The following is an 11,454-nucleotide window of genomic DNA, read 5'->3' as shown; positions in this document are numbered from 1 at the left end:
TGTCAGGCCAGGCGGGCGAGGGCCGGCGGGATCTGGCGGGCGGTCGCCGAGGCTAGAGGCGTGGGCAGCGCGTCGGGGCGGAACCACTCGAGTGCCGACGACTCCTCGCTGATTCGCTCGGTCGCGCCGGGCGGGCAGCGCACCAAGAAGCGCACGTCGAAGTGGGTGGAGGCGGTCGCCGGTGTGCCGTCGCCGGCGCCGCAGCGGACGTCGTGCACGTCGACGTCGATCGGCGTGGGGTCGAGGACCAGGCCGTCGATGCCGGACTCCTCGGTGGCCTCCCGGAGGGCCGCCGCGGCCAGCGTGGCGTCGCCCGGCTCGCAGTGGCCGCCGAGCTGCATCCACTTGCCGAGCCGCCGGTGCAGGCAGAGCAGCACCCGCCCGTCGCCGTCGACGACCAGGGCGCTGGCCGTGACGTGCCCGGCCCGATGCGCCCGCGTCATCGCCTCGGGGCCGGCGGACAGCAGCTCCAGCGTCCGCTTCCGAGCCAGGTCGCCCTCGTCGGTGGTCGCCGCCCACTCGCTCAGCACCCGGACCGCGTCCGCATACAACCCTTCGTTCATGCGGCGCCGTCCGCGGCGTCCGGGCCGGAGTGGCCGTGTCGGGCGCCGCCGGCGGCTTCCGGGCCGGTGTGGCCGTGTCGGGCGCCGCCGGCGGCGTCCGGGCCGGTGTGGCCGTGTCGGGCGCCGTGCGCGGCTTCCGGGCTGGTGTGGCCCAGTCGGGCGTCACCCGCGGCTTCCGGGCCGGTGTGGCCCAGCCGGGCGTCACCCGCGGCCTCCGGGCCGGAGTGGCCGAGCTGAACGCCACCCGGGGCCTCCAGGCCGGAGAGGCCGAGCCGGATGCCGTCCTCGTGGGGGAGCGCGACCGTCACGATCGACTCGGCGGCCAGGGCGGCCCGCAGCCGGTGGGCGTCGGCTCCCAGGCGCATCAAGCCGGCCGGGCTGGTGTCGAGGGTGGCGAGGTGCAGCGCCGTGGTGACCCCGTTGTGCGGGAGGACCTCGTCGGACGTCACGGTCGTCGCGTGGCTCAGCACGCCGGCCACCGCGGTCAGCGCGCGCTCGATCGCCGCCGGGTCGACCGGGACGCCGGGCAGATGCGCCTCCTCGGGCAGTTGGGCGGCGTCGAGCAGGCCGGCCGCGCGCGCCTCTGCCGTCCCGAGGCTGAACATGTCGCTGGCCGCATCGCGGAGCAGGGCCGCCGCGCCCGCGTCCGCATCGGGGCCCGCGTCGGCTTGGAGACCGCTGGGCGGGGGAGGGAAGGCCGCGTGGGTGACGTCGGCCGAGAGCGAGGCGCCGGGTGTGGCGAGGAAGCCGCGCACGACCGCCACCGGCACCTGGTCGCATTTGCCCTTGACCAGCTCGCCCGCCGCGGCCAACTCGTCGATCACGGCCATCTGGGTGAGCTGCAGCTCGTTGCCGTACGGGTCGGTCTCGCCGCGATGGTCGCGGAACGGCGCTATCCCCGCCGCGCCCAGCGCCACGTCGGTCAGCCCGTTTCGCCAGGCGCGACCCATCGTGTCGGAGACCACGACGGCCACCGCCAGGCCCCGGGCGCGGAAGCCGTCCCGCAGCCGGCGGGCCGACGCATCGGGGTCGGCGGGCAGCAGGACCAGGTGGGTCTTGTCGACGTTGGACGCGTCGATGCCGGCCGCCGCCATCACGAACCCGTGGTGGGTCTGCACGATCGTGGTCGGGCCGCGCCGGGCCACCACCCGGCGGGTCTCGGCGGCCAGTGCGGTCGCGCGGGCCGCGTCGCGCTCGGGGCCGTCGGCCGGGACCTCGACGAGCCGGCCCTCGGACTTCGAGACGATCTTGCTGGTCACCACCAGGACGTCCCCGTCGGCGAGCCACGGCGCCGCGGCGGCGATCAGCTCGACCAGGTCGTCGCCGGGCGTGACGTCGCCGATGCCGCGGACCGGCCGGATCTCCAAGCCGTCGAGCGTCACGCGACGCCGGCCAGGGACAGCGCGTCGGCGACCATCTGGGCCGTCGCCTCCTCGGAGCTCATCCAGAGCGGGACCGCCCGGACCGAGACGCCGGGCACCGCGGCGCCCGCGTCGGCGGTGTCGACCAGCCAGCCGTCCAGCAGGCCGTTGTCGGTGCGGGCGCCGTACAGCGCGCCGACGCCGGCCGCGCTCACCTCGACGCCGAGGGTGGCCAGGCACTTGTCGGCCATGCCGCGGATCGGGGAGTCGCCGATGATCGGGGAGACGCCGACGACCGGGGCCGGGCCGCCCGCGACCGCGTCCCGGATCGGGTCGACGGCGAGGATCGGGGCGATGCTGACCACCGGGTTGCTCGGGGCGATCAGCACCACGTCGGCCGCGGCGATCGCGTCGACCACGCCGGGGGCCGGTTTGGCCGCGTCGGCGCCGACGAACACGAACCGATGAGTCGGCACCTCCCCGCGGTAGCGGACCCACCACTCCTGGAAGTGGATCGCCTTGCGCTCGCCGTCGACGTCGACCACCACATGCGTCTCGAGCCGGTCGTCGGTGGCCGGGAGCATCGCCAGCCCCGGTTTCCAGCGCTCGCACAGCGCCGCGGTCACCTGGGACAGCGGAAAACCGGCGGCGAGCATCTGGGTGCGTACGAGATGGGTGGCGATGTCCTTGTCGCCCAGGCCGAACCACGACGGCTCGACGCCGTAGGCGGCAAGCTCCTGTTTCACCACCCAGGACTCGCCGAGGCGGCCCCAGCCCCGCTCGGGGTCGTGCGCGCCGCCCAACGTATACATCACGCTGTCGAGATCGGGGCAGATCTGCAGGCCATGCAGCCGCACGTCGTCGCCGACGTTGACCACCGCCGTGACGTCGGCGCCGATGGCCCGGGCGTGGGCACGCACACCGACGAGAAACTTGGCGCCGCCGATGCCACCGGAGAGAACCACGATCCGCATGTGTTCATCCTTCCGCACGGGTCTGACAAAACCGCTCGCCGGGTACCGAGTGGCTCCTGCGAGGGCGGTCTACGCTGGGCAGACCCAACCATCGTCCGTCAGGGAGAACCAGTGACCAGCCAACCGCAGCCCGTGCCGGGCGAGGTCAAGTCGGCCGGCCAGTACCTTCGCCCACTTCGCGACCTCGCCGCGTACGTCTTGGTCGGAGCCAACGCCGTCTTCTTGTTCCTGGCGGTCGTCGACCTGATCGGGGACGGGTTCGGCTACCGCACGCAGAGTAGCTTCGGCAGCTTCATCAACCAGGTGACGATCGGCTTCCCGCTCGCGGCGGTGCTGCTCGCCCTGCTGGTGCAGCCCCGGCATCCGAAGGCGCAGCTGATCGTGGTGAGCGCCGCGGTCGAGTACGCCGTGATGGCGCTCTTCGGCATCGTCTTCGGCGTGCTGATCGGCTTGATCAACGAGGCCGACACCAGCGGCGCCCGCGGCGCGCTGGAGGGCCTGCTCAACCGGGTCGCCTGGCTCGCCGTCTTCGGCGTCGCCGCGTTCGCGGTGTACCAGATCTGGCGCAACATGTTCTACACCCCGCGGCCGAAGCCGCAGCCCGGCATGTACGGCCAGCCGCAGTTCAACCAGCCGGGCACGTTCCCGGGCCAGCCCGGCTACGGGCCGCCGCCCGGTCACCCGGCAGCGCCGCCGCCCGGTCACCCGGCAGCGCCGCCGCCCGGTCCGGGCTACCCGCCGCCGCCCGCTCCCGGCTACCCGCCGGCCCCGGGCCAGCAGGGCTTCGCTCCGGCCACGTACGGCCAGCCCGCCCCGCCGTGGAACCAGCCGACCGGCCAGGCCGCGGCCACCCAGCCCGTCTGGCAGGCACCGGGCGCGGCCGCCCAGCCGACCTCGGGCGCTGCGGCCCAGCCGACCTCGGGTCCGGCCGCCCAGCCGGCCTCGGGCGCACCCACCTCGGCCGCCCCGGCCGGCGCCGGCTACCCGCCGGTCGCCGAGCCGACCCAGGTCGTCCCGCCGGTCGCCGAGCCGACCCAGGTCGTCCCGCCGGTCGCCGAGCCGACCCAGGTCGTCCCGCCGGTCGCCGAGCCGACCCAGGTCGTCCCGCCGGTGCCGACCGACGACCGCACCCAGAAGCTGAGTGACGAGCGCCCCGGCTTCGGCCCGGCCGCGGACGATCCGCCTCGCCAGTGACACGCGGTATGCCCGGGCGCGGCCGTGTCCTATGCCACTGCGCGCGCCCGGGCACCAGCGCCGCACCCGGCCGCTTTCGGGCCTAGGCTGCTCTGGTGGTTGAGGTCAACGTTGCGGGCACGCAGTCTTCAGTCCCTTCAAGGGCGGCGGCGGGGCGGTTGGACGGGGAGGAACCGGTTCCGACCGAGGCGAGCATCCGCCGTGCCCTGCGGCGCGCCGCCGACGGCAAGGCGATCAACGCCGAGGAGGCGACGGCCTTGCTGGCCGCCACCGGTGAACGCCTCGACGACCTGCTCGCGATCGCCGGCGGCGTCCGGGACGCGGGCCTGCGCGAGGCCGGGCGGCCGGGCGTCGTCACGTACTCGAAAAAGGTCTTCATCCCGCTGACCCGGCTCTGCCGCGATCGGTGTCACTACTGCACGTTCGCCACCGTGCCGCATCGCCTGCCGGCCGCGTTCCTGGAGCGCGACGAGGTTCTCGAGATCGCCCGCCAGGGCGCCGCGCAGGGTTGCAAGGAGGCGCTGTTCACCCTGGGCGACCGTCCCGAGGAGCGCTGGCCGGCCGCCCGGCAGTGGCTGGACGAGCGCGGCTACGACTCCACCCTCGACTATGTGCGCGCCTGCGCGATCGCCGTGCTGGAGGAGACCGGCCTGCTGCCGCACCTGAACCCCGGGGTGATGAGCTGGGCCGACCTGCAGCGCCTCAAGCCGGTGGCGCCGAGCATGGGGATGATGCTGGAGACCACGGCGACCCGGCTGTGGTCGGAGCCGGGCGGACCGCATTACGGCTCGCCCGACAAGGAACCGGCCGTGCGCCTGCGGGTGCTCGACGACGCCGGCCGGGTGGGGGTCCCGTTCACCACCGGCATCCTGATCGGCATCGGCGAGACCCGGGCCGAGCGGGTCGACGCGATCTTCGCGATGCGCCGAACGGCCCGCGAGTTCGGCCACATCCAAGAGGTCATCATTCAGAACTTCCGCGCGAAGCCGGACACGGCGATGCGCGGGATGCCCGACGCCGAGCTGCGCGAGCTGGCCGCGACGGTGGCGGTGGCCCGGATCATCATGGGCCCGCGGGCGCGCATCCAGGCGCCGCCCAACCTGATCGACGCCGAGTTCGACCTGCTGCTGCGCGCGGGCATCGACGATTGGGGCGGCGTGTCGCCGGTGACGCCTGACCACGTCAACCCCGAGCGCCCGTGGCCGCAGATCGAGCTGTTGCGCGAAAAATCGGCCGAAGCCGGATTTGTCCTGCGGGAGCGTCTCACGATCTATCCCGAGTACGTGCGGCGCGAGGGCTGGCTCGACCCGAGGCTGGCTACGCACGTGGCGGCGTTGGCCCAGGCAGACGGCCTGGCCAGGGAAGACGCGCACCCCGAGGGCAAGCCTTGGCAAGAACCTGATGATATTTCGGGAAATGGCCGGATCGACCTATTTGCCACGATCGACACCACGGGGCGTACGGACGATCGCCGCTCCGATTTTGACGACGTCTACGGCGACTGGAAAGAAGTAGCCGCCCACGTCAAGGCCGGCAACGAGAAGTCGACCCCCACCGACGTCCTGGCCGGCCTGAAACTGGCCGCCGAGGACCCCGCCGCCCTCCTTGCCCCGAAAAATGAGGACAAGGCGATGGCACTGTTCAACGCCGACGGCTCGGCCCTCGACGAGTTGGCCCGCATCGCCGACGACCTGCGGAAAGAGGTCAACGGCGAGGACATCACGTACGTCGTCAACCGGAACATCAACTTCACCAACGTCTGCTACGTGGGCTGCCGCTTCTGCGCGTTCGCCCAGCGCGAGCAGGACGCCGACGCCTACCGCCTCTCCGTCGAGCAGGTCGCCGACCGGGCCGCGCAGGCCTGGCAGGACGGCGCCTCCGAGGTCTGCATGCAGGGCGGCATCGACCCGAAAATGCCGGTGACCGCGTACGCCGATCTGGTCCGCGCCGTGAAGCAGCGGGTGCCGGGCATGCACGTCCACGCGTACTCGCCGATGGAGATCGTCACCGGCGCCGCGAAGGCCGGTGTCCCGATCCGGGAGTGGCTGACCGAGCTGCGCGAGGCGGGGCTGGACACGATCCCGGGCACGGCCGCCGAGATCCTCGACGACGACGTCCGGTGGGTGCTGACCAAGGGCAAGCTCCCGGCGAGCACCTGGGTCGAGGTGGTCACCACCGCGCACCAGCTGGGCATCCGGTCCAGTTCGACCATGATGTACGGCCACGTCGACCACCCCCGGCAGTGGCTGGGCCACTTCCGGGTGCTGGCCGGGGTGCAGGACGAGACGGGCGGCTTCACCGAGTTCGTGGCGCTGCCGTTCATCCACACGAACGCGCCGATCTACCTGGCCGGCATCGCCCGCGCGGGCGCCACCTGGCGGGAGAACCGGGTGGTGCACGCGATGGCCCGGATCCTGCTGCACGGCCGGATCGACAACGTCCAGTGCTCCTGGGTGAAGCTCGGCGACGACGGCACCCGGGTCATGCTCAACGGCGGCTGCAACGATCTCGGCGGCACGCTGATGGAGGAGACCATCTCCCGGATGGCCGGCTCGGAGCACGGCTCGGCCCGCACGGTCGCCGAGCTCAAGGAGCTGGCGGCCGCCGTCGGCCGCCCGGCAGTGGAGCGGACCACAGTCTACGGACGGCGCTAACTTCAAGGTCACAAATCGGGTTAAATTGGGCACGACGCGCCAGGGCGGCGTAACCCTGTGTGGCTCCTGAGAGATAGGGCAGGAACGGGACCACGACGCGCCGAAGGCGCGCCGGGGAAACGGGCCTATTTATCAGGTTCGGCTTGACGACGCACGTCTTACACGCGTGTAATTTCGGGTGGGGTTGCGGGCAGGAGGGGTACCGGCCCGCAAAAAGCACGCCGCGTGCGTGGGGGGTCAGCGTCGGCAGCGATGCCGGCGCGGAATTGGGAGGCACGCCGATGGAAGCGCAGGTTGAAGGGGTAGACCTGCTCGGGGACGCGCCCGAGTGGCAGGAGCGGGCGCTGTGTTCGCAGACCGATCCGGAGGCGTTTTTTCCGGAGAAGGGCGGATCGACCCGCGAGGCGAAGCGGATCTGCGGCCGCTGCGAGGTCAAGGCCGAGTGCCTCGAGTACGCGCTGGGCCACGACGAGCGCTTCGGCATCTGGGGCGGGCTGTCCGAACGCGAGCGCCGCAAACTCAAGCGACGCGTGGCCTAGAAAACCCTAGGACAGCTCGTCGGGATCCACCCCGAGCAGGTTGGCCACCTGTTCGATGATCACATCGTGGACGAGGTCGGCGAGGTCCTCGCGGTCCATCGCTCGGAACTCCAGCGGCCGCCGGTAGAGCACGATCCGAGGGGGAAGCTCCTGCCGGCCGGGCCGCCCGGGCAGCAGCCGGGCCAGCGGCACCTCACCGTCCTCGAGCACGTCGGAGTCGTACACATTCAGCTCGGGGGGCACGTCCTCCACCGCGAACTCGACGCCGGCCAGTTCCTTGGCGTAGCGCCGCTCGAGGCTCTCGACGGTGTCGAGCACCAGGTCGTCGAAGATCTCGGCCTTGGTGCGGGCCAACGGGACGGTGGCCGGGACCAGGCGGCCCCGCAGACCGCGCCCGTGCCGGTCGCGACGGGCCGGGTGTCCCGGGCCGGTGGTGCGCGCCGCCCGGTCACTGCGGCGGCGCTCGGGGCTCGTGGTCACCCTGTCAGCCTAGTCCCCTCCCGGCCGTGCAAGGTGCAGCCCAGGTCTGTCGCGTGTCCCGAAAGCGCCGTACGGGAATTCGCTCCTTCGGGGCGGCGTGTCGATCGGGCCATGGCCGAATCGTGATGCGCCGCGGGTCGGCGTGTCGCGAGGCATCGCCCCCCACGCGAGCCCGTGGGGCGATAACGTGCCGCCGTGAGGTCCCCACGGCGCTGCTCCCGGAACGGCTGTCCCCGACAGGCGGTCGCCACACTGACCTACGTCTACAGCGATTCGACCGCCGTCGTCGGCCCCTTGGCGGCGTTCGCCGAGCCCCATACGTACGACCTCTGCGAGCCGCACGCGCGCAGCCTCACCGCCCCCCGAGGCTGGGAGCTCGTGCGGCACGACGGTGATTTCGCGCCCCCGCCCCCCACCACCGACGACCTGGTCGCCCTCGCGGACGCCGTGCGCGAGGCGGCCCGGCCGCCGGCGCCGCCCCCGCGCACCGACGAGCAGGACCTGCCCGGCCACCAGACCGGCCGCCGGGGTCATCTCCGAGTGATACCGCCGACTCACTAGAGACCGATCAGCTTGTACCGCTTCTTCAGCCACGGCACCAGGGTGCGATACGCCGCGATGGTGTCCGGCTGGGCGTAGTCGTGGGACAGCACGATCGCCCCCGGGTGCGTGCTGTGCTCCACCTTCGCGATCACCCGCGCCCGGTGCTGCGCGTGCGTCTCGCCCTCCGGGTGGTCCCAGTCGCGCGGGTCGACCTTCCAGTACAGCGAGCCCATCCCCATCTGCTTGGCGATCGCGACGACGGCCGGCGTGAAGTTGCCGCCGGGCGCCCGGAAGTACCTGATCTTCGCGTTCGGCGCGGCCGCCCGGATCGCGGCGTTGGTGCGGGCCAGGTCCGCCTTGATCTTGGCGGCCGGCTTCTTGCCGAGCTTGAGGTCGTGGCTCCAGGTGTGGTTGCACAGCGTGTGGCCGCCGGCCACGATCTGCCGCACCAGTTCGGGGTGCTTCGCCACGTTCTGACCGACCAGGCAGAACGTCGCGTGCACGTGCTGCTGGGCCAGCAGTTGGAGGATCTTCGGCGTCTGCGCCGGGTCGGGGCCGTCGTCGAAGGTGAGCGCCACGGCCTTGCTGCCGGTGGTCAGCCGGCTGCCGCCGGGGCCACGGCCCTGTCGTGCCGAGATGGTGACGACTTTCTGCTTGGCCGCCTCGGTGGGCTTCACCGGGGGCTTCACCGGTTTCGCCGGCGGCGTGGGCGGCGCCGAGATCGCGGGTTTGGCCTGCGGGTGCGATGGGGCTGACGGCGTCTCGTCCGCGGCGGCGCGCCCGGCCAGCCCCACCATCAGCAGGGCGACCCCGAACAGGACCAGCTTGTTGGATCGCGACAACCGCATCAAACCCTCCCCAGGCGGTTCAAGCGTCATTACTGGCGACTCGAACCACGACAGTGCCTGGTGGAAGCGCTCCAAGGCCAGTGGTGCTCGCGGCTTCGGCACGCTTTCGGGATTTATGTCACGCGATCGGAAATGGGTAATTCCGAACTTCCGGTTTTGTCCGGTCAATCGAGAGATCCGCCAGTCCACATCGGCTATTACGTACGGCGCGGGGGGAGCGGATGAGGCCGTGGCGCCCGGCTGATCGGCCCGGCGCCACGACCTCCCGCGGAGAATTCAGGAAAGCTCGGCCAGCTCCTCCTCGGTGAGCAAGCGGGAACGGATCAGAAAACGTACGCCCTCGGGCGCCTCCAGCGAGAAGCCGGCGCCGCGCCCCGGCACCACGTCCACGGTCAGGTGGGTGTGCTTCCACAGCTCGAACTGCGCGGACGACATCCAGAACGTGATCGGTTCGTCCACTCCTTCGATGGTGAGGGATTCGAGCAGCACATCGGACTGACCGGTGCGAAACTCACCCTCCAGGTAGCACATCGGCGAGCTGCCGTCGCAGCACCCGCCGGACTGGTGGAACATCAGTGGACCATGCTGCCCGCGCAGCCGTCGCATCAGGTCGGCGGCCTGGGGCGTCACATCAACCCGGGTGACCATCGGCCTAGAAGAAGCCCAGCGCCTTGGGGCTGTACGACACCAGCAGGTTCTTCGTCTGCTGGTAGTGGTCCAGCATCATCTTGTGGTTCTCGCGGCCGATGCCGGACTGCTTGTAGCCACCGAACGCGGCGTGCGCCGGGTACAGATGGTACGAGTTCGTCCAGACCCGGCCCGCCTTGATCGCCCGGCCGGCCCGGTACGCCTGGTTGATGTCCCGGGTCCACACGCCGGCGCCCAGCCCGTACAGAGTGTCGTTGGCGATCTTGATGGCGTCCGCGTAGTCGGCGAACGAGGCCACCGACACGACCGGCCCGAAGATCTCCTCCTGGAAGATCCGCATCGAGTTGTTGCCCTCGAAGATGGTCGGCTGCACGTAGTACCCGCCGGAGAGGTTGCCGCCCAGCTCGGCCCGGCCACCGCCGGTGCGTACCTTGGCGCCCTCCTGCCGGCCGATGTCCAGGTAGGAAAGGATCTTCTCGAGCTGGTCGTTGGACGCCTGGGCGCCGACCTGGGTGTTCGTGTCGAGCGGGTTGCCCTGCACCAGGTTTTCCACCCGCTTCACGCCGGCCGCCAGGTAGTCCTGGTAGATGGATTGCTGGATGAGCGCGCGGGAAGGGCAGGTGCAGACCTCACCCTGGTTGAGCGCGAACATCGAGAAGCCCTCGAGCGACTTGTCGTAGAAGTCGTCCTCCATGGACGCGACGTCCTCGAAGAAGATGTTCGGGCTCTTGCCGCCCAGCTCGAGGGTGACCGGGATCAGGTTCTCCGAGGCGTACTGCATGATCAGGCGACCGGTCGTGGTCTCACCGGTGAACGCCACCTTCGCGACGCGGTTCGACGAGGCCAGCGGCTTGCCGGCCTCGACGCCGAACCCGTTCACGATGTTCACGACGCCGGGCGGCAGCAGGTCGCCGATCAGCGACATCAGGTAGTGGATCGAGGCCGGGGTCTGCTCGGCCGGCTTGAGCACGACCGTGTTGCCGGCCGCCAGCGCCGGGGCCAGCTTCCAGACCGCCATCAGGATCGGGAAGTTCCACGGGATGATCTGGCCGACCACGCCGAGCGGCTCGTGGAAGTGGTACGCGATGGTGTCGTCGTCGATCTCGCCGACCGTGCCCTCCTGGGCCCGGATCGCGCCGGCGAAGTAGCGGAAGTGGTCGATCGCGAGCGGGATGTCGGCGGCGAGTGTCTCGCGTACCGGCTTGCCGTTCTCCCAGGCCTCGGCCACCGCGAGCTTCTCGAGGTTGGCCTCGATCCGGTCGGCGATCTTGTTGAGGACGTTCGCGCGCTCGGCGACCGAGGTGCGCCCCCACGCGTCGGCGGCGCCGTGCGCGGCGTCCAGCGCCCGGTCCACATCGTCGGCGGTGCCCCGGGCCACCTCGGTGAAGTTCTCGCCGGTGACCGGCGTGGGGTTCTCGAAGTACTGCCCCTTGGCCGGCGGCACGTATTCGCCGCCGATGTAGTGGTCGTACCTGCTTTGATAGCTGACGATCGATCCGTCGGAACCGGGCGGGGAGTAAGTGGTCATGGCGGTCTCCGCACCTTCGGGGATAGGTGCGGCCGACGCTAGCTACGACCACGTTGCAAAGACGTTGCAAGGCTGTGCTGGCCGGCGTCGCCTCCGGCTCGCAGGGACTGCGCCCTTCGAGG

Annotated in this window: 11 protein-coding genes; 4 read left to right on the top strand and 7 right to left on the bottom strand. The window is 71.4% G+C overall.

All coding sequences use genetic code 11. The features are described 5' to 3' along the window. Window positions 1-2: 2 nt before the first annotated feature. From ODJ79_RS16730 to cofD, 3 genes are read right to left on the bottom strand one after another with little or no spacing between them, the layout of a single operon-like run. Window positions 3-563 (bottom strand): NUDIX hydrolase, encoded by a 561-nt coding sequence (locus tag ODJ79_RS16730; protein WP_263024379.1) that lies wholly within the window; start codon window positions 561-563, stop codon window positions 3-5. Continuing rightward, window positions 560-1,945 carry a coenzyme F420-0:L-glutamate ligase gene (locus ODJ79_RS16725; RefSeq protein ID WP_411267327.1) on the bottom strand — a complete coding sequence of 462 codons (1,386 nt, stop codon included), beginning with the start codon at window positions 1,943-1,945 and terminating at the stop codon, window positions 560-562. The genes ODJ79_RS16730 and ODJ79_RS16725 overlap by 4 nt, the downstream gene beginning before the upstream one ends. Beyond that, on the bottom strand, window positions 1,942-2,898 hold the full coding sequence (gene cofD / locus ODJ79_RS16720; RefSeq protein ID WP_263024377.1) for a 2-phospho-L-lactate transferase: 957 nt from the start codon (window positions 2,896-2,898) through the stop codon (window positions 1,942-1,944). Before cofD ends, ODJ79_RS16725 begins: the two co-directional genes overlap by 4 nt. A gap of 111 nt (window positions 2,899-3,009) precedes the next feature. On the opposite strand from cofD, the gene ODJ79_RS16715 reads away from it, so the two are divergent. From ODJ79_RS16715 to ODJ79_RS16705, 3 genes are all read left to right on the top strand, one after another. After that, entirely contained in the window at window positions 3,010-4,092 is a 1,083-nt protein-coding gene (locus ODJ79_RS16715) for a hypothetical protein (RefSeq protein WP_263024376.1), read from the top strand. Between the two features lie 158 nt (window positions 4,093-4,250). Further along, entirely contained in the window at window positions 4,251-6,746 is a 2,496-nt protein-coding gene (locus ODJ79_RS16710) for a bifunctional FO biosynthesis protein CofGH (protein ID WP_263024375.1), read from the top strand. Window positions 6,747-7,027: 281 nt separating this feature from the next. After that, entirely contained in the window at window positions 7,028-7,285 is a 258-nt protein-coding gene (locus tag ODJ79_RS16705) for a WhiB family transcriptional regulator (RefSeq protein ID WP_014688021.1), read from the top strand. A gap of 6 nt (window positions 7,286-7,291) precedes the next feature. Here ODJ79_RS16705 and ODJ79_RS16700 read toward each other — a convergent pair whose 3' ends face one another. Continuing rightward, window positions 7,292-7,765, bottom strand: a complete 474-nt coding sequence (locus tag ODJ79_RS16700) for a metallopeptidase family protein (RefSeq protein ID WP_411267326.1) — start codon at window positions 7,763-7,765, stop codon at window positions 7,292-7,294. A 195-nt stretch (window positions 7,766-7,960) separates the two neighbouring features. On the opposite strand from ODJ79_RS16700, the gene ODJ79_RS16695 reads away from it, so the two are divergent. Further along, complete coding sequence (locus ODJ79_RS16695) at window positions 7,961-8,326, top strand: DUF3499 domain-containing protein (protein ID WP_020515641.1); 366 nt, start codon at window positions 7,961-7,963, stop codon at window positions 8,324-8,326. On the opposite strand, the gene ODJ79_RS16690 is transcribed toward ODJ79_RS16695, so the two are convergent. From ODJ79_RS16690 to ODJ79_RS16680, 3 genes are all read right to left on the bottom strand, one after another. Further along, window positions 8,323-9,156: a polysaccharide deacetylase family protein gene (locus tag ODJ79_RS16690; RefSeq protein WP_263024374.1), complete on the bottom strand. Its 834-nt coding sequence runs from the start codon at window positions 9,154-9,156 to the stop codon at window positions 8,323-8,325. The two genes, ODJ79_RS16695 and ODJ79_RS16690, sit on opposite strands and share 4 nt — an antisense overlap. Before the next feature lie 276 nt (window positions 9,157-9,432). Next, window positions 9,433-9,804, bottom strand: coding sequence for a DUF779 domain-containing protein (locus ODJ79_RS16685; protein WP_263024373.1), 372 nt, complete (start codon window positions 9,802-9,804; stop codon window positions 9,433-9,435). Between the two features lie 4 nt (window positions 9,805-9,808). Beyond that, on the bottom strand, window positions 9,809-11,332 hold the full coding sequence (locus tag ODJ79_RS16680) for an aldehyde dehydrogenase family protein (RefSeq protein ID WP_263024372.1): 1,524 nt from the start codon (window positions 11,330-11,332) through the stop codon (window positions 9,809-9,811). Window positions 11,333-11,454: the final 122 nt, after the last annotated feature.

It is taken from the genome of Actinoplanes sp. KI2 (genome assembly GCF_025630775.1).
Lineage (GTDB): Bacteria > Actinomycetota > Actinomycetes > Mycobacteriales > Micromonosporaceae > Actinoplanes.
This window is presented reverse-complemented; position numbering and strand designations above follow the sequence as displayed.

Bases quoted from the DNA above. Each gene is read 5' to 3' on its own strand.
- ODJ79_RS16730 (WP_263024379.1), bottom strand. From the start codon at position 563: ATGAACGAAGGGTTGTATGCGGACGCGGTCCGGGTGCTGAGCGAGTGG.
- cofD (WP_263024377.1), bottom strand. From the start codon at position 2,898: ATGCGGATCGTGGTTCTCTCCGGTGGCATCGGCGGCGCCAAGTTTCTC.
- ODJ79_RS16705 (WP_014688021.1), top strand. From the start codon at position 7,028: ATGGAAGCGCAGGTTGAAGGGGTAGACCTGCTCGGGGACGCGCCCGAG.
- ODJ79_RS16690 (WP_263024374.1), bottom strand. From the start codon at position 9,156: ATGCGGTTGTCGCGATCCAACAAGCTGGTCCTGTTCGGGGTCGCCCTG.
- ODJ79_RS16685 (WP_263024373.1), bottom strand. From the start codon at position 9,804: ATGGTCACCCGGGTTGATGTGACGCCCCAGGCCGCCGACCTGATGCGA.
- ODJ79_RS16680 (WP_263024372.1), bottom strand. From the start codon at position 11,332: ATGACCACTTACTCCCCGCCCGGTTCCGACGGATCGATCGTCAGCTAT.